The organism is Corynebacterium humireducens NBRC 106098 = DSM 45392 (genome assembly GCF_000819445.1).
GTDB lineage: Bacteria > Actinomycetota > Actinomycetes > Mycobacteriales > Mycobacteriaceae > Corynebacterium > Corynebacterium humireducens.
On sequence record NZ_CP005286.1, the window covers coordinates 1584451 to 1606459 of the forward strand.

The 22009-nt window shown below is 68.8% G+C and carries 25 protein-coding genes; 12 read left to right on the plus strand and 13 right to left on the minus strand.

Annotation, left to right across the window (positions count from 1 at the left end; translation table 11 throughout):
• Positions 1 to 217: 217 nt before the first annotated feature.
• On the minus strand, positions 218 to 2086 hold the full coding sequence (gene feoB / locus B842_RS07895) for a ferrous iron transport protein B (RefSeq protein ID WP_040086024.1): 1869 nt from the start codon (positions 2084 to 2086) through the stop codon (positions 218 to 220).
• Positions 2086 to 2322, minus strand: a complete 237-nt coding sequence (locus B842_RS13850) for a FeoA family protein (protein WP_169744857.1) — start codon at positions 2320 to 2322, stop codon at positions 2086 to 2088. The genes feoB and B842_RS13850 overlap by 1 nt, the downstream gene beginning before the upstream one ends.
• 130 nt (positions 2323 to 2452) lie before the next feature.
• On the opposite strand from B842_RS13850, the gene B842_RS07905 reads away from it, so the two are divergent.
• Both B842_RS07905 and B842_RS07910 read left to right on the plus strand, forming a co-directional pair.
• Positions 2453 to 3202, plus strand: a complete 750-nt coding sequence (locus B842_RS07905) for a hypothetical protein (protein WP_040086026.1) — start codon at positions 2453 to 2455, stop codon at positions 3200 to 3202.
• Positions 3203 to 3227: 25 nt separating this feature from the next.
• Complete coding sequence (locus B842_RS07910) at positions 3228 to 3746, plus strand: hypothetical protein (protein WP_040086027.1); 519 nt, start codon at positions 3228 to 3230, stop codon at positions 3744 to 3746.
• Between the two features lie 5 nt (positions 3747 to 3751).
• Here B842_RS07910 and miaA read toward each other — a convergent pair whose 3' ends face one another.
• Positions 3752 to 4654 (minus strand): tRNA (adenosine(37)-N6)-dimethylallyltransferase MiaA, encoded by a 903-nt coding sequence (gene miaA, locus B842_RS07915; protein ID WP_040086028.1) that lies wholly within the window; start codon positions 4652 to 4654, stop codon positions 3752 to 3754.
• Positions 4651 to 5244 (minus strand): hypothetical protein, encoded by a 594-nt coding sequence (locus B842_RS07920; RefSeq protein WP_040086029.1) that lies wholly within the window; start codon positions 5242 to 5244, stop codon positions 4651 to 4653. The genes miaA and B842_RS07920 overlap by 4 nt, the downstream gene beginning before the upstream one ends.
• Before the next feature lie 103 nt (positions 5245 to 5347).
• Between B842_RS07920 and B842_RS07925 the strand changes: the two genes are divergently transcribed.
• From B842_RS07925 to B842_RS07935, 3 genes are all read left to right on the plus strand, one after another.
• Positions 5348 to 6712, plus strand: a complete 1365-nt coding sequence (locus B842_RS07925; protein WP_040086030.1) for a DUF349 domain-containing protein — start codon at positions 5348 to 5350, stop codon at positions 6710 to 6712.
• A 122-nt stretch (positions 6713 to 6834) separates the two neighbouring features.
• Entirely contained in the window at positions 6835 to 8274 is a 1440-nt protein-coding gene (locus B842_RS07930; protein ID WP_245631385.1) for an IS1380 family transposase, read from the plus strand.
• A 174-nt stretch (positions 8275 to 8448) separates the two neighbouring features.
• On the plus strand, positions 8449 to 9471 hold the full coding sequence (locus B842_RS07935; protein ID WP_040086031.1) for a GNAT family N-acetyltransferase: 1023 nt from the start codon (positions 8449 to 8451) through the stop codon (positions 9469 to 9471).
• On the opposite strand, the gene B842_RS07940 is transcribed toward B842_RS07935, so the two are convergent.
• Positions 9468 to 10085, minus strand: coding sequence for an Rv2732c family membrane protein (locus B842_RS07940; protein ID WP_040086032.1), 618 nt, complete (start codon positions 10083 to 10085; stop codon positions 9468 to 9470). The genes B842_RS07935 and B842_RS07940 overlap by 4 nt on opposite strands.
• A 50-nt stretch (positions 10086 to 10135) precedes the next feature.
• Positions 10136 to 11650, minus strand: a complete 1515-nt coding sequence (gene miaB / locus B842_RS07945) for a tRNA (N6-isopentenyl adenosine(37)-C2)-methylthiotransferase MiaB (RefSeq protein ID WP_040086033.1) — start codon at positions 11648 to 11650, stop codon at positions 10136 to 10138.
• Positions 11651 to 11847: 197 nt separating this feature from the next.
• Between miaB and gluA the strand changes: the two genes are divergently transcribed.
• From gluA to B842_RS07965, 4 genes are read left to right on the plus strand one after another with little or no spacing between them, the layout of a single operon-like run.
• Positions 11848 to 12576: a glutamate ABC transporter ATP-binding protein GluA gene (gene gluA / locus B842_RS07950; protein ID WP_040086034.1), complete on the plus strand. Its 729-nt coding sequence runs from the start codon at positions 11848 to 11850 to the stop codon at positions 12574 to 12576.
• A gap of 52 nt (positions 12577 to 12628) precedes the next feature.
• Positions 12629 to 13504: a glutamate ABC transporter substrate-binding protein gene (locus tag B842_RS07955; RefSeq protein WP_040086035.1), complete on the plus strand. Its 876-nt coding sequence runs from the start codon at positions 12629 to 12631 to the stop codon at positions 13502 to 13504.
• Between the two features lie 24 nt (positions 13505 to 13528).
• Positions 13529 to 14215: a glutamate ABC transporter permease GluC gene (gluC, locus tag B842_RS07960; protein WP_040086036.1), complete on the plus strand. Its 687-nt coding sequence runs from the start codon at positions 13529 to 13531 to the stop codon at positions 14213 to 14215.
• Positions 14215 to 15153 (plus strand): amino acid ABC transporter permease, encoded by a 939-nt coding sequence (locus B842_RS07965; RefSeq protein WP_040086037.1) that lies wholly within the window; start codon positions 14215 to 14217, stop codon positions 15151 to 15153. Before gluC ends, B842_RS07965 begins: the two co-directional genes overlap by 1 nt.
• A 48-nt stretch (positions 15154 to 15201) precedes the next feature.
• On the opposite strand, the gene recX is transcribed toward B842_RS07965, so the two are convergent.
• From recX to B842_RS07980, 3 genes are all read right to left on the minus strand, one after another.
• Complete coding sequence (recX, locus tag B842_RS07970; protein ID WP_040086038.1) at positions 15202 to 15780, minus strand: recombination regulator RecX; 579 nt, start codon at positions 15778 to 15780, stop codon at positions 15202 to 15204.
• Between the two features lie 12 nt (positions 15781 to 15792).
• Entirely contained in the window at positions 15793 to 16920 is a 1128-nt protein-coding gene (gene recA, locus B842_RS07975) for a recombinase RecA (RefSeq protein WP_040086039.1), read from the minus strand.
• 231 nt (positions 16921 to 17151) lie between these two features.
• Complete coding sequence (locus B842_RS07980; RefSeq protein ID WP_040086040.1) at positions 17152 to 17367, minus strand: DUF3046 domain-containing protein; 216 nt, start codon at positions 17365 to 17367, stop codon at positions 17152 to 17154.
• A gap of 78 nt (positions 17368 to 17445) precedes the next feature.
• Here B842_RS07980 and B842_RS07985 point away from each other — a divergent pair, with 78 nt between their 5' ends.
• The 3 genes from B842_RS07985 to B842_RS07995 are packed head-to-tail and all read left to right on the plus strand — an operon-like array spanning position 17446 to position 19333.
• The gene (locus B842_RS07985) at positions 17446 to 18036 is read left to right on the plus strand and encodes a biotin transporter BioY (protein ID WP_040086041.1); all 591 of its coding nucleotides are present in this window, start codon (positions 17446 to 17448) and stop codon (positions 18034 to 18036) included.
• Positions 18036 to 18725: an energy-coupling factor ABC transporter ATP-binding protein gene (locus tag B842_RS07990; RefSeq protein ID WP_040086042.1), complete on the plus strand. Its 690-nt coding sequence runs from the start codon at positions 18036 to 18038 to the stop codon at positions 18723 to 18725. The genes B842_RS07985 and B842_RS07990 overlap by 1 nt, the downstream gene beginning before the upstream one ends.
• On the plus strand, positions 18722 to 19333 hold the full coding sequence (locus B842_RS07995; RefSeq protein ID WP_040086043.1) for an energy-coupling factor transporter transmembrane component T family protein: 612 nt from the start codon (positions 18722 to 18724) through the stop codon (positions 19331 to 19333). Before B842_RS07990 ends, B842_RS07995 begins: the two co-directional genes overlap by 4 nt.
• Positions 19334 to 19339: 6 nt before the next feature.
• Here B842_RS07995 and B842_RS08000 read toward each other — a convergent pair whose 3' ends face one another.
• From B842_RS08000 to B842_RS08010, 4 genes are all read right to left on the minus strand, one after another.
• On the minus strand, positions 19340 to 20227 hold the full coding sequence (locus B842_RS08000; RefSeq protein ID WP_040086044.1) for an IS5 family transposase: 888 nt from the start codon (positions 20225 to 20227) through the stop codon (positions 19340 to 19342).
• Between the two features lie 322 nt (positions 20228 to 20549).
• Complete coding sequence (locus B842_RS14080) at positions 20550 to 20681, minus strand: hypothetical protein (protein WP_281178883.1); 132 nt, start codon at positions 20679 to 20681, stop codon at positions 20550 to 20552.
• 99 nt (positions 20682 to 20780) lie between these two features.
• Entirely contained in the window at positions 20781 to 21605 is an 825-nt protein-coding gene (locus tag B842_RS08005; RefSeq protein WP_040086045.1) for a PspA/IM30 family protein, read from the minus strand.
• Between the two features lie 75 nt (positions 21606 to 21680).
• A complete protein-coding gene (locus B842_RS08010) occupies positions 21681 to 22007 on the minus strand; it encodes a helix-turn-helix domain-containing protein (protein WP_040086046.1) in 327 nt (108 codons plus the stop codon).
• Positions 22008 to 22009 lie beyond the last annotated feature (2 nt).

Below are 22009 nucleotides of genomic sequence, written 5' to 3' on the forward strand. Positions count from 1 at the left end.
TTCCACGCCGGACCGAGAGTTAACAGTACCGGTCCGCCGCAACCTTCCTGGACGGGGCAGGAACGGCACGCGCTGGCCCCGCAGGACTCCGGTGCGGTGAAGTGCCGGAGCACCGCGTGGACGAGGGCCTCGGGCAGCTCGGTGTGTTCCGCTATTTCCCGGGTGGTGCGTGCCCCGGCGTCGACGGCGGCGCGGATGCGGGCTACCGGTCCCACCGTCACCACCACACGCTGAGGAGCTGGAACGTGCCGACGGCCAGCAGCCACGCGACCCCGAGCTGCAGCACCAGGCCGGTGAGCGTCCACCGCAGGCCGATCTCACGGCGTTGGGCGGCGAGGGTGGCCACGCACGGGGTGTAGGCGAGCAGGAACATCATGAAGGCCCACACCGCGGGCACGGTGTGTCCGCCGGAGGCCTCCGCGAAGTCCCGGGTGACGGCCTCCCCCAGGTCCTCGCCGGGGTAGGTCTGCGCCCACGTGGACAGGACGGCCTCCTTGGCGACGAACCCCGTGACCAGCGCCCCCGTGAGCGTGCCGGAGCCGAAGCCCGCAGGCGTGAAGACCGGGGCGAGGGTGCCGGCGACAGCGGCGTAGGCGGAGTCCGCGACGGGCAGGTCCTCGTCGGCGAAGCGGTGGTCCCCGACCACCGGGGTCGCCTGCAGGAGGAACACGACCGTCACGCAGGCGACGATGACCGTCGAGGCGGTCCGCAGGAAGCCGGAGACGCGGGTCCAGGTCACCCGCCCCACCATCCGCGCGCCGGGCCACTGGTAGCGGGGCAGCGCGATGACGAGCGGTTCACTGCCGAAGCCGCGCCACAGCAGCCGCCGGACGAGCATGCCGACCCCCACGATGAGCAGCACCGACGTCAGGTACATGGCGAAGACGACGGAGCCGGCGTGCGTCGGGAAGAAGGTGGCGGCCAGCATGACGTAGACCGTCAGCCGGGCGGTGCAGGAGGCGAAGGGGATGAGCAGCGCGGTGAGGATGCGGTGCTCGCGGCGCCCCAGGATGCGCGTCGCCGCGATCGCGGGCACGTTGCAGCCGAAGCCGACGATGAGGGGGATGAACGCCCGCCCCGGGAGGCCGATGGCACGCATCGTCCGGTCGGCGACCACGGCCGCGCGCGCCATGTAGCCGGAGTCCTCCAGTACCGCCAGGCACAGGAACATGAGCGCCATGAGCGGGACGAAGGTGAGCACCATGCCCACCCCGGCGATGAGTCCGTCGACGATGACGGCCTCCGCGAACCGGTTGCCCAGCAGGGTGCGGGCGGCCTCGCTGACGGGACCGCTGAACAGCCGGTCGAGGAGGTCCTGGAAGGGGGCGGCCACGGTGGTGGTGATCTGGAAGACGCCCCACATGACGGCGAGGAACACCAGCGGCCCGGACACGGGGTGCAGGGTCACGGCGTCGAGCCGGTCGGTCCACGTCCGCTGCCGCGGCCGCGTGTCGACGACCCCCTCCATCACCGCGGCGATCCACCCGAAGCGTTCCTCGGCGGCGGCGATCTCGTCGCCGGCCACGGGGGCGGAACGCAGGGCGCGCGGTTCCCGCTCGAGCGCCGCCTCCAGGGCGGGTCCGAGCTCTGCGAGGTGACGGCGCTGCCGGGGGTTGACCGCCACGACGGGCACCCCGGTCGCGGCGGACAGCGCGGCGGTGTCCACCGGGTCCGCCACGTCCGTCTTCGTCAGGGCCACCACCACGCGGAGTTCGTGCTCGAGCAGCTGGGAGACCAGGTAGAGCCCGCGGGCGAGGGCGGAGGCGTCGACGACGGCGAGGACGGCGTCGGGTGGGTCGTCGAGAAGCATGTCGCGGGTGAACTCCTCGTCCGGGCTGGCGGGTTCGAGGGAGTAGGCGCCGGGCAGGTCGATGAGGTCGAGGGGCGTGCCGCCGGGCCGCCATTCGCCGCGGGCGACGTCGACGGAGGTGCCCGGCCAGTTGCCCTCCTGGACGCGGGAGCCGGTGAGGGCGTTGAAGAGCGTCGACTTGCCGGAGTTGGGGGCGCCGACGACGGCGACGACCGGGGAACCGGGAGGCGCGGAGCGCAGGGCGGGGCCGTGGCAGCCCGGGGTGTCGGCCATCATCAGGCGGGGGCGACGGTGAGACCGGAGGCGGTGCGCCGGTCGATGACGTACCGGGCCGTGCCGATGCACACGAGGCAGGCGCCGCCGATGGCGCGGCGGTCGAGGGAGAACTCCACGCCCTGTCCCAGCCCCAGTTCCGCCAGGCGGCGCCGGATGTCGGCCGGCAGGTCGGGGTTGACGGCGAGCAGGCGCAGCGGGCAGTTGCGCGGTGCCGTGGGTAGCGGACAGGTCATCATGTTCCCCTGATTCTCGGATAGGCCCCACCGATATGTAAGGCTTGCCTTACTGTAGTCCGGCGCGGGCGTTTTGAGAAGCCCCGGGCGGGCATGTTTTTCCCGCACCCGCGAAGGGATAGACTGGACAACCATGAGCACCGACCTGAAGAGCATCGGACTGGGTTTTGACCGCTGGCAGGACGCCGTCGAGGCGGCCATCGCCACCAACCAGCTGGTCGTCACCGGCGAACTGCGCGGTGGACAGCTGATCCAGTTCACGGACGCCTCCGGCGCCCAGATCAACATCCTGGCCGTCGAGCCTTTCGCCACCTTCGCCGGCTTCGAGTCGGTCACCCAGACCTTCGCCCACGTGAGCATGGTCAACGACGTCCTCGCCCTCTGCGAGATCGTCACCCCGGACGGCACCGTCCTCACCTCCGTCACCTGCAACCTCGCCCAGGGCCCCCTGCTTGTCGACGCCCCCACGCAGACCTGGCAGCAGGTCGGCATCACCGCCCTCGGCCTGGACACCACCACCTACGCCTCCGCCGCCGAGTACGAGGCCGCCACCGGCGAGGTCACCGGCCTGCTCATCTCCGAGGGTGCACAGCTGGTCACCTCCGGCTCCGGTGCCGCCGCCCCGGACGCCTCCGCGACCTTCTCCGCCCGCGTCCTCGACTCCGAGTACCGCCACAACCAGCTCACCGGCCAGCGTTTCATCCACGCCACCGTCGACGGGGCCTTCCCCTTCGACCTGTGCCTCCCCGACGGCCCGGAGCTCCCGGCCCGTGACTCCGTGGTCGCCGGCACCGCCGTGCTCACCGCCTCCGTGCTCTCCCCCATGTCCGATGGCGGGGGCTGCGGTGGCTGCGGCGGAAGCTGCGGCTGCGGCGGACACTAGGGGCGCGGTAACCGTGCCCGACCGGATGCTGGTGAGACCCGAGCCGAATCGACGACTGTGGATTCTGCTCATCATCCTCGCCAGCTGCGTCGCGGTCCTCGGCATCTTCCGCCTGCAGGGCTTCCTGCTCCTCGTGCCGATCGCCGCGGTCGCCCTGTTCGTGGTGACCAAACGCCCCGACTCCAGTGAGACCCTCGCCCTGCGCTCCTCCATCGCGCTGAGCGCCGAGGACATCCAGGACGTCATCCACGAGTTCGACCACTTCGCGTCGGGGACCGATGCGGAGGCCATCGCCGACCGCACCCTCAGCCGCCCGGCCCTCCTCGACCTGGACTGCACGGACGGCGACATCGCCGCGTTCCACCACCAGTACGCCACCGCCCGGCGTTTCCTCGGGCGTCTCGACGCCCGCCTGGCCAACCCGGACCTCGACGTCTCCCAGCTGGAGGCCCTGCTCCAGGTCACCGACCTGCGGGCCCTGGAGATCAAGGAGACCTGGCTCGCCGCCCGGCAGGCCGCGCAGCGTCTCGGCCCCGACTACTGAGCCCCTCAGGGGCGCAGCAGCTCCAGCGCCCGGGAGGCCGGGTCGGCGGCGGCGACGAGCCACACGATGCGGGGGTCCCGGTTGAACCACGACCGCTGACGACGCACGTAGCGCCGCGTGCCCGTGATCGTGCGTTCCACGGCGTCCTCCCAGCTCAACTCCCCCGCCCGGGCCGCCAGGACCTGCGCGTAGCCGATTGCCCGGCCCGCGGTGGAGTCCGCCACCAGCCCGTGCTCGGCGACCAGGTGGTCCACCTCCTCGACCAGTCCCCGCTCGAACATCTGCCGGGTGCGCAGCTCGATGCGCGGGTTGAGCCACTCCGGCTGCGTCCGCAGACCGAGGATCCGGGTGCCCCACCGCGGGGGCGCGTCCTTCGGCGGCTGCGACGCCTGGAAGGGCCGGCCCGTCAGCTCGATGACCTCGAGCGCCCGGACGGTACGGCGGGGGTCCTTGTCCTCGATGACCGCGGCCGCCGCCGGGTCCACGGCCGCCAGCTCGGCGTGCAGGGCATCGATGCCGACGTCCGCCAGGCGCCGTTCCCACCGGGCGCGAACGGCGGGGTCGGTGGGCGGGAACTGCCAGTCGTCGAGAAGCGACTGGACGTAGAGCATGGAACCCCCGACGAGGATCGGTATCTTCCCGCGGGACATGATGTCCTCGACGTCCGCCACCGCGTCGGCCTGGTAGCGGGCGACGGAGGCGGTCTCCGTGACGTCCCACACGTCGAGCTGGTGGTGCGGGATGCCCTCCCGCTCCTCCACGCTGAGCTTCGCGGTGCCGATGTCCATGCCGCGGTAGAGCTGCATGGAGTCGACGTTGACCACCTCGCCGCCCAGTTCATGCGCCAGCACCAGGCCCAGCGCCGACTTGCCCGAGGCCGTCGGGCCGACCACCGCGACCGGGGTCATATCTGCCATGCCGCCACGTACCTTCCCACTCCATGCTCCATGTCCGCGTCCACCAGTTCCGCCCGCCGCGGCCGCAGGGCCGCCAGCTCGTGCCACAGCTCCGGCTCCAGGATGCCGCCCCCGTCGGGCAGGTCACCGACCTCCCGCCCGGCCAGGAGGTCCCGGCACCAGGCGTCGGCCGCGGCGGCCTGCGGGAGCAGCGCCAGCGGGGCCCGCTCCGTCAGCCCGGCGGAACCGTCGAGGGCCACCAGGGTCAGCGCGGCGGGGTCCGGTTCCCCGAGCTCCGCACGCACGTCCGTCACCCGGGAGGCCCGCTCCCCCAGCACATAACGCTGCACCAGCTCCGGCAGGTGGTGCCCCGCCCCGACCTGCACCTGCGGGGCTCCCCAGGCCCGGAAGGAACCCTCCACGCCGGTCTCCCACCGGGGGGACCGGGAGCCGACGAGGTGGACGGGGCGGCCACCGGTGGCGTCGACAAGCGAACGCACCGCGGCGACCATGCGCTGACCTGCGGCATCGCGGGGGGCGAGTTCCCGGACCAGGGCCGGTCCGGCGGGCATCACGACGAGGTTGGTGCTCACCCGGGTCATCCTACTGACTCCTGCTGACAGGCCCGAACGCTGCGCGGTATGTTGGTTGAAGCACTACAGGCAGCCGTGTCGCGCGGCATGACGACCAGCAAAGGACCCCGACATGACGAACTCTCCGACGCCCTCCCCCACGCCCGGCCCCAAGCCGGGCCTCCGTCCGGGCCCGAAGCCTGGTCCGCTGCCCGGTGTCGGCCACCGTCCGACACCCTCGCCGCGTCCCGCCGCCCCGGCCGCCGTCCGCCCGCCGAAGAACGACCCCGCCAAGTGGGGCCGCGTCGACGCCGACGGCACCGTCTTCGTGAAGACGGCCGACGGCGAGCGCGAGATCGGGTCCTGGCAGGCCGGCACCCCCGAGGAGGGCCTCGCCCACTACGGCACCCGCTTCGATGACCTGGCCACCGAGGTCGAGCTGCTCGAGGCCCGCCTCATCGCCCACCCGGACGACGCGAACTCCATCAAGGAGACCGCCGCCCAGCTGCGGGAGACGCTGCCGACCGCCGCCGTCATCGGTGACCTCGTCGGCCTGGACCGGCGCCTGGGCGACATCATGGAGCACTCCGACGCCGCCGGCGAGCAGGCGAAGGCCGACCGCGCCCGCCGCCGGGAGCAGGCCATCGCCCGCAAGGAGGCCCTGGCCGCCGAGGCCGAGGAGCTGGCCGAGAACTCCACCGAGTGGAAGGCCGCCGGCGACCGCCTGCGCGCCATCCTCGAGGAGTGGAAGACGATCCGCGGCATCGACCGCCGGACCGACGACGCCCTGTGGAAGCGCTACTCCCGCGCCCGCGACTCCTTCAACCGCCGCCGCGGCTCCCACTTCGCGGAGCTGGACCGCAGTCGCGCCGCCGCCCGCCGCGCCAAGGAGGCCCTCGTCGAGCGTGCGGAGGCCCTCAAGGACTCCACCGACTGGAACGACACCGCCCGCGCCTACCGTGACCTCATGAAGGAGTGGAAGGCCGCCGGCCGTGCCCCGCGCGACGTCGACGACAAGCTGTGGGAGGCGTTCCGCGCCGCCCAGGACCACTTCTTCAACGCCCGTAACGCCGTCAACGCGGAGCGGGACAAGGAGTTCATCGCCAACGCCGAGGCCAAGGACGCCCTCCTCGCCGAGTACGACGCCCAGATCGACCCGGCCAAGGGACTCGACGGGGCCCGCGCGAAGCTGCGTGAACTGCAGGAGAAGTGGGACGAGATCGGCTACGTCCCCCGCCACCAGGTCCGTGAGTACGAGGACAGGATCGGCGCGATCGAGAAGCGTGTCTCCGAGGCGGAGGAGTCCCAGTGGCGCCGCACCGACCCGGAGGCCCAGGCCCGCGCCCAGCAGTTCCTGGACAAGGTCGCCGAGTTCACCGCGCAGGCCGACGCCGCCGCCGCGAAGGGCAACACCAAGAAGGCGGAGAAGCTGCGCGCCCAGGCCGCCCAGTGGCAGGAGTGGGCGGACGCCGCCGCTAAGGCAGTGGAGGACCTCTAGCCCGGGTTTTTCACGAGAAGTAGCGGGACACCGGCTGAAGAAATGAAGAAAGTGACCCTTGACCAGGTAAATTGGTAGTTGCTTAGACTCCAGACACCCAGGTCGAAAGGATCACCTTCAGGGTGGATACTACCAGCTTCCATATCGGCACCCCCGCACCTTCCCAGCTGTGTTCGAACGCCGGACTCATGCTACTGGCCACCACCGCTGATCAGGTCGGGGTGGCCGCTGCGATCGACACTGAACTCGGGGACCGGCAGAACCCGAACCTGGTCCACACCACCGGCCACACCATGACCACTCTCGCCCTGGCACTTGCCCTCGGTGGGGACGACGCAAATGACGTGGACCTCCTGGATCCGCTGGTGGCCACCGGCCTGATCGACCAGGTGCCCTCAGACTCCACGGTGCATCGCCGCCACGCAGAACTCGCCGGCCTGGGTTCTGACGGCACCACGGCGATCCTGGCGGGGATGAAATCGGCCCGTCGAGCCGCCTGGGCCGCCTGCGGCACCCGCAACCCCGCAGCCCGGGCCACCACCGACAATCCACTGGTCATCGACCTGGACGCCACCGAAATCCTCTCCCACTCCGACAAAGAGCATGCCACCCCGACGTGGAAGAAACACTTCGGATTCCACCCCCTGGCAGCGATCATCGACCACGGCGACGGGCTGACCGGGGAACCCGCAGCCGTGCTCCTGCGCCCCGGCAACGCCGGATCCAACACCGCCGCCGACCACATCACCGTGCTGGACCAGGCGGTGAGTGCTCTGCCCGAGCACGCCGACGGACACGAGTGGGACACACGCCTGCTGGTGCGTACCGATGCCGCCGGTGGTTCCCAATCCTTTCTCAACCACCTCAACGACCAGGGCCTGGCCTATTCCATCGGGTTCCCGGTGACCTGGCAGATCGGGGAGATCGCCTCGACCCTGGGGGACCCCGTCAAGCAGGGCATCATCCGCCCCGACGGCACCGTCACCGACCCGGGTGACGGCTACGTTGCCGATATCACCTCCCGGATGCGGTCCTGGGCCGGGGAACCCCTGGGCACCGACCTGGACAAATACCCCGACGATTTGCGGATCATCATCCGGGTGGAACACCCCGCGTCCGGGGCGCAGCTGCGCATCACGGATGTCGATGGCCGCCGGGTTCAGGCCTTTGTCACCAACCGCCCCGGCCATGCCAACCGGCTCGACGTCCTGCACCGCGGCAGGGGCAGGTGCGAGCAACGGATCCGGGATCTGAAAGACTGCGGGTTGGGGAAACTCCCGCACGAGGGTTTCCGAATGAACCAGGCGTGGTGTCATGTGGCGGTCCTGGCAATGAGCCTCGTCACCTGGGCGGGGTTGGTCACCGCTGCCGGCAGTACCGCGGCACAGCAACGGCGGTCGCGGTGGTGGGTATGGGAACCGAAGACGCTGCGGGCGAGGATGTTGTCGATCGCCGCGATCGTGGTGCGTCACGCAAGGCGGGTCAGCCTGCGGTTCGATGCCGCCGCGCCCCACCGGGAGTTACTGGAGCATGGGCTGGCCAGGATCAGACGGATCGTCTGATCCTGGCCCCATCCAGCCGCACGCTTTCGTCACTGCAGTCCTGAAGTTCCCCTACGATCTCATACCGGACCCTGGTTTCCCGGCCCAGTACCCGCCGGGACTCCGCAGACCCTGCAGTCGGTCACCCCCGTGCTGAGGACTCAGCAACAAGACCCGTGAAAAATCCGGGCTAGGGTGCGTTTCACCCGTATTGATCGGCCGGTTCCGGGTGCGGAACCGGCCGATGCCGTTGTCAACCTCGTATTCCTCGCCAACCTCGCCGCCCAGGAGACCACCGGCGACACCGCCTCCTCCACCTCCGTGGAGCGTGTGCAGCACCGCCTGCGCGGCTCCGTGGAGTACGACACCCTCGCCTTCGCCCTCGAGGTGCCGGACGAGGATCCGGCCGGCTACCTCCTCGTCAGCACGCCCCTGATGGAGGACCGGGACGTCGTTGAGGCCGAGGTCATCCTCGACGCAGGGCATCTCCCCCTCCCGGGCGCCGGTTTCGAGCCGGAGGGCCGCGCGGTGCTGTCCACGCTGTTCGCGGAGGCCGAGGCCGTCACCGCCTGCCTGGGGCGCAGCGTCGTGCAGACCTGGCTGCTCCACCCCGCCGACGAGACCCCGGGCACCGGCGAGTGGGCCGACCTCCTCCGCGAACGCGGCTACTCCCTCGGCCTCACGGAGATCCAGGGTGTCGTTGAAGTGGACGCGGGCACGCCCGACTGGCCCTCAGGGGTCACCGTGGAGGTGGTCCGCAACCTCCGCTTCCCGCCCCCGCTTATCGACGGCGTCCTCGCCCTCTACCACCGCGCCTCCGTCGACGTCCCCACCGGTGGGCTCGTCGCCGAGCCCGTCGACTGGACGCGGGAGCGGCTGGCGGCGGCCGCCCGCCGGGTGGTCAACACCGGACGCGAGATGGTCAGCGTGGTGCTCTCCGACGCCACCGGGGTCATCGGCATCAGTGAGATCACCCGCTTCCCCGGCTCCGAGCCGGGCATCGCGGAGCAGGGCATCACCGCCATCGACGTGCGGGCCCGCGGCAACGGCTACGGCCTACGCATCAAGCAGGAGGCGCTGCGCGCGGCGGCGGAGCACCTCGGGGCGACGCGCGTCTACACGTCGAACGCCGCCGACAACACCTGGATGGTCGACATCAACCGTCGGCTCGGGTGGCGGGTCGTCAGCGGCGGATCAGGCTGGCAGAAGCGTCTCTAGCCCTTCTGGTGACGCTCGCTGGCGCGGGAACGGCGGTCGTCGATGAGCAGCGGGTTCTCCTCCGGGGAGACGTTGGCCTGCTGCTGCATGCGGCCGACCTCGTCGAGGTTGTCGGAGCTGGCGCGGTCGCGGGCCAGCTTCTCCTGTTCCGGGTTACGGCGGAACATGGTCATCGCGTAGCCGAGGAAGGCGAGGACCAGTGCCAGCAGGGAGATCCAGAAGCCGAGGTTCATCTCGACGCCGTCGTCGGCGTTGGCGCGGGTCTGCCGCAGCCAGAGGGCGAAGAGCGAGTACGCGGTGCCGACGGTGGTGATCATCCACGCGGGGATGGCCACGAACAGGCGGCGGGTCAACAGCGTGAGTGTGGTCAGCACACCGACGCCGAGGAAGGCGAGGACGGCGTAGACGTACTCGGTGATCTTGATCCCGGCGTCGGCGGCCGGCTGCAGCTGGAACAGGACCTCGTAGCCCCGGACGGAGCCGGCCTGCGGCAGGACGAGCGACACCGCGTAGAGGACGACGGCCGCGACGAACAACCAGAGCCGACCTCCCAGATCCAGGCGGGAAGCCACGCGCTTCTCACGGGTGGCGAGCTCCTGTGGGACGTTACTCACGGTCGGTGTTCTCCTCTGGGGGTCGGTGGTGACTTTCTATGCAGCCTACGTCAGCAGCCGCAGGAATCCGCGGCGGCCGAGGGTGCCGAGGGCTCCGGGCGTCCGATGGACGGCAGCCCCAGGCCGACGCCGATGGGCTCGGTCGTGGGGACCTGTCCGGCGGCGGACATGTCGCCGGCGCGGGTGCGGCGGTGGGTGAGCACGGTGGCGTCGGCAAGCAGATGGTGCGGTGCGGAGGCGGTGACCGTGGTGGTGACGATGTCACCGGGACGGATGTCGCCATCGAGGTTGCCCTGCGGGGCGAAGTGCACGAGGCGTCCGTCGCGGGCGCGGCCGGTCATGCGGCCGGTCTTCTTGCGGCCTTCGGCCTGGACGAGCAGCTCCACCTCGGTGCCGACGAGCTTCGCGTTCTCCTCACCGGAGATGCGCTCCTGGAGGGCGAGGAGACGCTCGAAGCGCTCCTGGACGACCTCCTTGGGGATCTGGTCCTCATACTCGGCGGCCGGGGTGCCCGGGCGCGGGGAGTACTGGAAGGTGTACGCGGAGGTGAAGCGGGCCTTCTCCACGACGTCGAGGGTGCCCTGGAAATCCTCCTCCGTCTCGCCGGGGAAGCCGACGATGATGTCGGTGGTGATGGAGGCGTGCGGGATCTTCTCCCGGACCTCGTCGAGGATGCCGAGGAACTTCGCGGAACGGTAGGAGCGCCGCATCTCCTTGAGCACCTTGTCCGAGCCGGACTGCAGCGGCATGTGCAGCTGCGGGCACACGACCGGGGTCTCGGCCATGGCGTCGATGACGTCGGAGGTGAACTCGGCCGGGTGCGGGGAGGTGAAGCGCAGGCGCTCCAGGCCCTCGATCTCACCGCAGGCGCGCAGCAGCTTGGAGAAGGCGCTGCGGTCACGCTCCAGCTCCGGGTCGGCGAAGTTGACGCCGTAGGCGTTGACGTTCTGTCCCAGCAGGGTCACCTCGGTGACACCCTGGTCGACCAGGGCCTGTACCTCGGCGAGGATGTCGCCCGGGCGGCGGTCGATCTCCTTGCCGCGCAGCGCGGGGACGATGCAGAAGGTGCACGTGTTGTTGCAGCCGACCGACACGGACACCCAGCCCGCGTAGGCGGACTCGCGCTTGGCGGGCAGGACGGAGGGGAACGCCTCGAGGGCGTCGACGATCTCGACCTGCGCCTCCTCGTTGTGTCGGGCGCGTTCCAGCAGCGTCGGCAGGGAGCCGATGTTGTGGGTGCCGAACACCACGTCGACCCACGGGGCCTTCTCGACCACGGTGTCCCGGTCCTTCTGCGCCAGGCAGCCGCCGACGGCGATCTGCAGACCAGGCTGCTCGCGCTTGGTGGCGCGGAGCTGGCCGAGGGTGCCGTAGAGGCGTTCGTCGGCGTTCTCGCGGACGGCGCAGGTGTTGAACACGATGAGGTCGGGGTCATTTTCGCCGGCGGCGGTGTAGCCGGCCTCCTCGAGCAGACCCGAGAGACGCTCGGAGTCATGCACGTTCATCTGGCACCCGAAGGTGCGCACTTCGTAGGTGCGGGGGGTGTCGGTCTCAAGCTGTGCCACGGTAGGCCATTGTAACGACCGTGCTGGTGGCGACCTAAACGGTGCAGGTCGTCACCTTCCGGTGCTTAACAGGCTTCGCGATGTTGCAGAAAAGTTAACCCAAAGTCGTATGACCAAGGCGCGCTTATGTCTAAGATCAGGCTATGACCCAGACCACACCTGCTTCGGATCATGTTCCACAGAACACCGGCACGCCCATGATCCGGATGACGGACGTGCAGAAGTACTTCGATGACTTCCAGGCACTCAAGGACATCAACCTCGAGGTCCCCAAGGGCCAGGTCGTCGTCGTCCTCGGGCCCTCCGGCTCCGGCAAGTCCACCCTGTGCCGCACGATCAACCGCCTCGAGACCATCGAGTCCGGCACCATCGAGATCGACGGTGTCCTCCTCCCCGAGGAGGGCCGCGACCTGGCCCGGCTGCGCGCCGACGTCGGCATGGTCTTCCAGTCCTTCAACCTCTTCCCGCACCTGACCATCAAGGACAACGTCACCCTCGGCCCGATGAAGGTCCGGAAGATGAAGAAGGCGGACGCCGAGAAACGCGCCATGACCCTGCTGGAACGCGTCGGCATCGCCAACCAGGCCAGCAAGTACCCGGCGCAGCTGTCCGGTGGACAGCAGCAGCGCGTCGCCATCGCACGTGCGTTGGCGATGAACCCGAAGATCATGCTTTTCGACGAACCGACCTCCGCCCTCGACCCCGAGATGGTCAATGAGGTCCTCGACGTCATGGCCAGCCTGGTCAAGGAAGGCATGACCATGGTGGTGGTCACCCACGAGATGGGGTTCGCGCGTCGCGCCGCGGACCGGGTCCTGTTCATGGCCGACGGAGCGATCGTCGAGGACGACACTCCGGAGGAGTTCTTCACCAATCCGAAGACGGACCGCGCCAAGGACTTCCTCGGCAAGATCCTCTCCCACTGATCCCCCTGATCCCCCTCATTCACGCAACTTTCACAGCAAAGGAACCAAGACAATGAAGCGCAACATCTACCGCCTCACCGCCCTCACCTCCACCGTCGTCCTCGCCGGCGTCACCCTCGCCGCCTGTGGCGACTCCTCCGGCGGCGGTGACGGCATGCTCGCCGCCATCGAGTCCGGCAACGTCACCATCGGCACCAAGTACGACCAGCCGGGCCTCGGCCTGCGCAACCCGGACGGTTCCATGGCCGGCCTCGACGTCGACATCGCCGAGTACATCGTCAACCACATCGCCGAGGACAAGGGTTGGGACGCCCCGACCATCACCTGGCGTGAGACCCCCTCCGCGCAGCGTGAAACCCTCATCCAGAACGGCGAGGTCGACCTCATCGCCGCGACCTACTCCATCAACAAGGGCCGCTCCGAGTCCGTCAACTTCGGTGGCCCCTACCTCATCACCCACCAGGCGCTGCTCGTGCGTGAGAGCGAGACGGAGATCTCCGACCTCGAGTCCCTCGACGGCAAGATCCTCTGCTCCGTCACCGGCTCCACCCCGGCACAGAAGGTCAAGGACGCCCTCCCAGGTGTCCAGCTGCAGGAGTACGACACCTACTCCTCGTGTGTCGAGGCACTGCGCCAGGGCAACATCGACGCAATGACCACCGACGCCACCATCCTGCTCGGCTACTCCGCGCAGGCCCCGGGCCAGTTCAAGGTCATCGAGATGGAGAAGGACGGCGCCCCGTTCACCAACGAGTACTACGGCGTCGGCCTGGCCAAGGACGACTCCGAGGGCACCGACGCCATCAACGCGGCCCTCACCGAGCTCCACGAGTCCGGCGAGTTCGACAACCTGCTGCAGAAGAACCTCGGTGGTGACGAGGCCGTTGCACCGGGCACGCCGGGCGACCTGTCCTTCCTCGACAACTAGCAGACCGCCGACTAGGAGTCCCTCATGACGACGCTATGGGCCGAGCTCGGTCCCCGGTTGTGGCCGGCCTTCTGGCTGACCATCCAGCTGACGGTCTACTCCGCCATCGGGTCGATGATCCTCGGTACCATTCTCACCGCCATGAGGGTCTCCCCCGTGAAGATCCTGCGCGGGTTGGCCACGTTCTACATCAACACGGTCCGTAACACCCCGCTCACCCTGATCATCATCTTCTGTTCCTTCGGCCTGTACCAGAACCTCGGTCTGGTCCTGGCCGACCGGACCTCCCCCACCTTCCTGGTGGACAACAACTTCCGGCTCGCGGTGCTCGGCTTCGTGCTCTACACCTCGGCTTTCGTGGCCGAGTCACTGCGCTCCGGCATCAACACCGTCCACTTCGGGCAGGCGGAGGCCGCCCGTTCCCTGGGTCTGTCCTTCGGCCAGATCTTCGGCAACATCGTCTTCCCGCAGGCCGTCCGCGCCGCGATCATCCCCCTGGGCAACACCCTCATCGCCCTGACCAAGAACACCACCATCGCCTCGGCGATCGGCGTGGCGGAGGCCTCGCTGCTCATGAAGTCGACGATCGAGAACCACGCCAACATGCTCTTCGTGGTGTTCGGCATCTTCGCCCTCGGCTTCATCGTCCTCACCCTGCCCACCGGCCTGGCCCTCGGCCGGCTGTCCGACCGGATGGCGGTGAGGAAATAATGTCCGTACGCGCGACAGTGCTCTACGACGCCCCCGGGCCCCGTGGTCGTCGCAACAACGTCATCTTCACCGTCCTCACCGCGGTGCTCACCGCCCTGGTACTCGGCTGGATCATCTGGACCCTCAACGACAACGGCCAGCTCACCGCCGCCAAGTGGATGCCGTTCCTCGACTCCCTCACCTGGCGGACGTACATCCTGCCGGGCCTGTGGGGCACCCTGAAGTCCGCCTTCGCGTCCATCATCCTGGCGATGATCCTCGGTGTGCTGCTCGGCCTGGGCCGCCTCTCCGAGATGGCGTGGCTGCGCTGGATCTGCGCGGTGATCGTCGAGTTCTTCCGCGCCATCCCGGTGCTGCTGCTCATGATCTTCGCGTACCAGATGTTCGCCATCTACCGCATGGTCCCGCCCCGGGAGCTGGCGTTCGCGGCGGTCGTCTTCGGCCTGACGATGTACAACGGCTCCGTCATCGCGGAGATCCTCCGTTCCGGCATCAAGTCCCTGCCGAAGGGGCAGACCGAGGCCGCCCGCGCGCTCGGCATGTCCCACTCGCAGACGATGCGCACGATCCTCCTGCCGCAGGCGATCGCCGCCATGCTGCCGGCGCTCATCGCGCAGATGGTCATCGCCCTGAAGGACTCCGCGCTCGGCTACCAGATCGGCTACGTCGAGGTGGTCCGTTCCGGCATCCAGACGGCGTCCGTGAACCAGAACTTCCTGGCCTCGCTGACAGTCGTGGCGATCATCATGATCCTCATCAACTGGGCGCTCACCTCGCTGGCGCAGCGCATCGAGCGGCAGCTGCGCGCCGGCCGCGCCCGCCGCAACATCATCGCCAAGGTGCCCGAGCTCCCCGACCAAGGCCTCGACACCAAGGACAACGTCAACGTCGACTGGCACGACCCCGACTACGTCGAGATCAAGAACCCGGGCCAGTAACCTTCCGTTTGCCGACGCCGCCGTCAACCCCCGTGGTTGGCGGCGGCGTCACTGCAGTTGCGCGACCCGCTCCTCCAGGGCCTCCCGCGCGATGCGCAGGCTCATCCCCTGGTTGAATCCCCGCCGGGCCAGTACCCCGACGATCCGACGCAGCGCCTTGTCGGACTCGGCCCGGTCCTCCGGGACGGTACGCACGGAACGGGCCTTCTTCGCGGCGAGGCTGCGTGCCATGCTCTCCTCGTCCGCGGGGTCGATCTGCTCGAGGGCGGCGGCCCGGGTGCCGGCGTCGACGCCCTTGTCGCGGAGCTCGCGGTCGAGCACGCGCGCGGACTTGCCGCGGCGGGCGTGCCGCTGGCGCACCCACTCCTGCGCGAAGACCGCGTCGTTGAGCAGGCCGACGCCGGCGAGGTCGTCGAGGACGTCGTCGATGACCACCGGATCGAACTCGAGGTCCACCAGGCGGCCGCGCAGCTCGTGACGGGAACGCGCGCGGGCGTCGAGAAGCAGCAGTGCCCGGCGGCGTACCGCGGCCTTCGCCTCCTCGGCCTCGTGGTCGAAGAGGTTGCCGGGCGTGTACTCGGCAATCGCCGCCCGCAGCTGCGCGATCCTCTGTTCCTGGCTGGTCACCGCTGCCCTCCCCTACTTGGCGGCGGCGCTGGCGGCCTCCGCCTCATCGTCGTCGAAGTCGACGTTCGGGACCATGTCGACCGGGTCGTCGCTGAGGCTGTCCTCCTCCGTGGCGGCGTCCGGGCCGATGCCGAGCTTGCCGAAGATCTTGCGCTCGATCTCGTCGGCCAGCTCCGGGGTCTCCTTGAGCAGCAGGCGGGCCTTCTCCTTGCCCTGGCCGAGCTGGTCGCCCTCGTAGGTGTACCAGGAGCCGGACTTCTTCACGATGCCGTTCTCCACGCCCATGTCGATGATGGAGGACTCGCGGGAGATGCCCTCGCCGTAGATGATGTCGAACTCGGCGATCTTGAACGGCGGGGAGACCTTGTTCTTGACCACCTTGACGCGGGTGCGGTTGCCGATGGCGTCCTGGCCGTCCTTGAGGGTCTGGATCCGGCGGACGTCGAGTCGCACGGAGGCGTAGAACTTCAGGGCCTTGCCACCGGTGGTGGTCTCCGGGGAGCCGAACATGACGCCGATCTTCTCGCGCAGCTGGTTGATGAAGATGGCGGTGGTGCCCGAGGAGTGCAGCGCACCGGTCATCTTGCGCAGCGCCTGGCTCATGAGGCGGGCCTGGAGGCCGACGTGGGAGTCACCCATCTCGCCCTCGATCTCGGCCTTCGGGGTCAGCGCGGCGACGGAGTCGATGACGATGATGTCGATGGCGCCGGAACGCACGAGCATGTCGGCGATCTCGAGGGCCTGCTCACCGGTGTCCGGCTGGGACACGAGCAGGGCGTCGGTGTCCACGCCGAGCTTCTTGGCGTAGTCGGGGTCGAGCGCGTGCTCGGCGTCGATGAAGGCGGCGATGCCGCCGCCCTTCTGCGCCTGGGCGATGGCGTGGAGGGCCACGGTGGTCTTACCGGAGGACTCCGGGCCGTAGACCTCGATGATGCGGCCCCGCGGATAACCGCCGATGCCGAGCGCCACGTCGATGGCCGTGTTGCCGGAGGAGATGACCTGGATCGGCGGGCGGTTGTCGTCACCCAGGCGCATGACCGCGCCCTTGCCGAAGTCCTTCTCGATCATCGCCAGCGCTGCGTCGAGAGCCTTCTGGCGGTCATCGCCCTTGGCGGCGGTGGCCTTCTTCTTGGGTGCCATGGTGACGGTTCCTTCTCTTGGGTGGTCGATGGTGCCGGGGGTGCCGGTGTCGTCGGTTGCTGGGTCGGGTGTGCAAATGTCCACACCCTCTTAGACCCCGGTCTTCCCCGGAAGGATCCCGGTTCCGACAGGTCGGTCACGAGTGCGCGATCTGGGCCCCACCGTATCCACAGGGCGGGACATGAGGATCATCGACTTCGAACATACACGCACACCCGTTCGAACACAACGTCAACGGCCTGGCAGGTCGCGACCCAGACGGCGCTCCTCGGGGACGTCGAAGTCCCGGCAGACCTCCTCCCAGACGCGCCGCAGGTCAACGCCGTCCTCGACGAGGTCCCCGACCACCCCGCCGAGACCGGCGAGGTAGTGGCTGTGGACGATGTGGCGGGCCTTCGCCCGTCCGAACTCGTCCGCGAGCAGTTCATGGAATTCCGCCAGTCGCATGCCACGATGGTACCGACACGCCATCCACAGGCGCCCCGGACACCGTGCTGAACGGCGTTCAATGCTATCGTTTCCGCCATGACCACTGCTGCACGCCCCGCCCGCACCTCCCGTTCCGCGGTGCAGGATCTGGCCTACATCGCCGTCTTCGCCGCACTCATCATCGTGCTGGCCTTCGTGTCCATCCCGGTCGGAGCCGCCGGAGTCCCGATCGTCCTGCAGAACGCGGCGATCGTCCTCGCCGGCCTCGTCCTCGGTGGACGCCGCGGCTTCCTCGCTGCCGCCCTCTTCCTCTTCCTCGGCCTCATCGGACTGCCGGTCCTCGCCGGTGGCCGCACCACCCTCTCCGCCCTGGCCGGCCCGACCGTCGGCTACCTCGTCGGCTACCTCGTCTCCGCCGGCGTCGTCGGGCTCATCGCCTACCGCGCGCGCCCGCGCAAGCGCGGTGAGCAGGCCATCTGGTTCACCGTCGCCGCCGTCGTCGGACTCCTCCTCCAGTACACCCTCGGGGCGCTCGGCCTCGTGTGGCGTGCGGGCCTGTCCCTCACGGAGTCGATCATCGCCCAGGGTGCCTTCATCCTCCCGGACGTCGCCAAGTTCGCCTTCATGGTCGTCATCGCCCTCGGCATCCACGCTGCCTTCCCGGATCTGCTGGCACGTCGTAAGTAATGCCCACGATCACCTTCGAGGACGTCTCCGTCACCTTCGACGGGGACGTCTCCCCCACTCTCGACCGGATCTCGCTCACCCTCGACGAGCACCGCATCGGCGTCATCGGCGCGAACGGCTCCGGCAAGTCGACGCTCGCCCGCCTCATCAACGGCCTCGGTGAGCCCACCTCCGGGCGCGTGCTTGTCGACGCCGCCGACGTCACCCGCCACGGCCGCGACATCCGCCGCCGCGTCGGCTTCGTGTTCTCCGACGCGGAGAACCAGATCGTCATGCCCCAGGTGCGTGACGACGTCGCCTTCTCCCTCCGCCGCCTGAAGCTCTCCCGCGCTGAGCGGGACGCGCGTGTCGACGCCGCCCTCGCCCGCTTCGGCCTCACCGACCTCGCCGAGAACTCCCCGCACACCCTCTCGGGCGGGCAGAAGCAGCTGCTGGCGCTGGCGTCGGTGCTGGTCATCGAGCCGGACCTCATCATCGCCGACGAGCCGACCACCCTGCTCGACCTGCGTAACCGGGCCCGCATCGCCCGCGAGTTCGCCGCCCTCGACCAGCAGCTCATCGTGGTCACCCACGACCTGGACATCCTCGCGGACTTCGACCGCGTGATCTGCCTCGACGACGGCCGCGTCATCGCCGACGGCTCCCCCACCGAGGTCTGCGCCCACTACCGTTCCCTGATGCTCGCATGAGGAACATCCCGCTGGGCGTCTACCTGCCGGGAACCACCCCCATCCACCGCCTCCCCGCCGGCTGGAAGTTCCTGTTCCTCCTCACCTTCATCCTGCTCTCGACCTTTCTGGTGAAGACGCCCCTCGTGGCGGCGGGCTGGCTGGCGGCCGTCGCGCTCGGCTACGTCGTGGCGCGCGTGCCGCTGCGCACCGCCCTCGGACAGACCCTGCCCGTCCTGCCGGTGCTGCTCGTCCTCGGTGCCTTCCAGTGGTGGCAGCGGGGCTGGGAGTTCGCGCTGACCACCGTGCTGGTCCTCTTCGCCTCGGTGGCTGCGGCAGCCCTGCTCACACTGACCACGACCATCGCCGAACTCATGGGCGCCGTGGAACGCGGCCTCTCCCCCTTCGCACGGTTCGGCCTGCCCGTCGAGACGATCTCCCTCGCGGTGTCACTCACGCTGCGTCTCATCCCCCTGCAGCTGGCCACCGTCCACGAGGTGCTGGCCGCCCGGAAGGCCCGCGGCGCCGGGTTCTCCGTCGCCGCGTTCGGCACCCCCGTGCTCGTGCGCTCCATCCGCCGCGCCCGCCTGCTCGCGGAGGCGCTCATCGCCCGCGGCGTCGGCGACTAGAGGGTGTTACGAAAGTCGTTTCAGCCAGTAGCGGATATTCGCCAACTGCACCGTGGCCTCGAAATGCACCGCTAACTTGTCGAAACGCGTGGCACACCCACGATGCTGCTTGATCCGGTTGATACCCCGCTCCACGGCATTACGCCGCTGGTAAGCCACGGCATCGAAGGCAGGGGGTCGGCCACCGGCCGACCCCCTGCGCCGACGGTTGGCGACCTGGTCCTTCGGCTGGGAGATCGTCGCCTTGATCCCCCGCGCCCGCAACCACGCCCGGTTCGCCCGTGAGGAATACGCCTTGTCCGCCAACACCCGCTCGGGTCGTTTCCGCGGCCGACCACGCGTGGCGGACGGCACCCGGATTTTCTCCAGTACCCGCACCATCTGTGGACCATCACCGGCTTGACCTGGGGTGATCGCAAAGGACAGCACCCCGCAGTCAGCGTCAATGGCCACATGGATCTTGGTCGACCACCCGCCCCGCGAGCGGCCGAACCCATGATGATCCGGCTCCCCCGGGTGGCGGAGGGGGCTGTCTTTCCGTGCACCCGCGGCGTGGATATGTCCACGGGTGGTTGTGGAATCCACGCTGACCTCCCAGGAGGGTTTTCCTTTCTCCTGGGCGTGGGTGAGCAGCCGGGTGTGCACGTTCTCCCATACTCCGTTGGCCCGCAGCCGGGCGAACAGATCGTGGACCCGCCACCAGGGGCCGTAGCGCTCATGGACGTCGCGCCACGGGCAGCCGGTGCGGATGCGAAAGAAGATGCCGTTGACCAGGGACCGTAGGTCCCAGGTGCGGGGGCGTCCCCGCCGTGACGGGGCCGGTAGCAGTGGGACAAGCAGGTCCCATTCAGCGTCGGTGAGGTCATGGCGTGCTGAGGGCGGTACAGTAGGCAACGAGGGTTTCCTTGCAAGCGTTGATGATTCGACACCAACAGCGTGCGCGGGGAGACCCTCGTTGCTGTTTATGACACGCCGGTCTCACTCACCGGATTTTCGTAACACCCTCTAGTCCCCCAGGCACAACGCGGCCCCGGAACCTCAGTTCCGGGGCCGCGTCAGGTGCTGCCGGTTACACGTACGGGATGAACGGGAGGGAGGACAGGAGGGTGTACAGGGCCAGGGGGATGGAGGAGAGAAGTGCGCTCATGACATCAGCCTAACGTGAAAGTGGTGGAGGCGCCGCAGACGATCGGGCAGTCGGCGCCGGGGACGAAAACTACTCGTGCACGCACCCGCTGGTGTCGTGCAGACCGCACTGGGGGATGCCCAGCATCGTCAGACCCAGCGAGGAGAGGAACAACGCCATGGAACTGACGAAATAGGTGAAGTCTCGGATGTAGGAACTCATACCCTCACTGTATGCCATTTGACTCATGCGTTGTGGCAACACGTGATCACGGAACGGCAACAGCCCCGACCTTTCCGGGCCGGGGCTGTGTGGAGTTGACTACTCGCCGCGCAGTTCGCGCATGCGCTGGGCGACGGCGTCGTCGGTGACGTTCGTGGTGCCACCCTCGATGGCCTTGTCCGCCTGGCCGGAGGTCAGCTGACCGCCGCCCTGCATCTCGGCGCGGATCTGCTCGAGGCGGGAGTGACCGGCCATCTGGATGCCGGCCTGCTGCACCTCGGCCATGCGACCCTCGACGGAGTTCTGGGCCAGCTCGGCCTGACCGAGGGCGTTCGCGTAGCGACGCTCGATCTTCTCGCGCACCTGGTCCAGGTTCGGGGTGGAACCGGCGGTGATCGCGTTCATGGACTGCAGGGACTCGGAGACCTTCTCCTGCATCTTGGCCTGCTCCAGCTGGGAGAGCAGCTTGGTGCGCTCGGCGACCTTCTGCTGCAGGGCCATGGCGTTGCGCTCGACGGCCTGCTTGGCCTGGTCGGCCTGCTGCAGGGCCTGGTCGTGGAGCTGCTTGGTGTCCTCGACGGACTGCTCCGCGGTGACGAGCTGCGCGGCGAAGGCCTCGGCGGCGTTCTCGTACTCCACGGCCTTCTTGTCGTCGCCCTCGGCGCGTGCCTTGTCGGCGAGCTGCAGTGCCTGCCGGGTGTTGGCCTGGAGCTTCTCGATCTCACCGAGGCGACGGTTGAGCTGCATCTCCAGCTGACGCTGGTTGCCGATGACGGCGGCGGCCTGCTGCGACAGTTCCTGGTGCTGGCGCTGGGCATCCTCGATGGCCTGCTGAATCTGCACCTTCGGGTCGGCGTTCTCCTCGATCTTCGAGTCGAACAGCGCCATGAGATACTTCCATGCCTTGACGAAGGGGTTAGCCATGTCGGTTCGGGCCTTCCTGATTATCGTTCAATGTTTTACGCCACCATGGTAGCGGAGAGGTGTGTGGACCGTCGGTTATGCATGCAGTGATTCGGAGGCGAGTTCCTCGGCCACGGACTGCAGCGCCATGGAGCCGGCGGCCTCGATGAGGACGTCGGCGACCGAGGTGCCCAGCGCATGGCACACGGAGGCCAGCAGCTCGCTGGAGACCTCCTTGCGGCCGCGTTCCAGTTCGGAGAGGTATCCCGGGGAGACCCGCGCCGTTTCGGCGAGTTCCCGGAGGGTGATGCCCTGGTCCGCCCGGAAGGCGCGCAGGGCGGCACCGAGTGCCTCCCGCAGCAGTGGTTCGGGTGTGCGTCGGGTGGTGACGATCGGGGTATCAAGTACAGCGGTGGTAACCATTA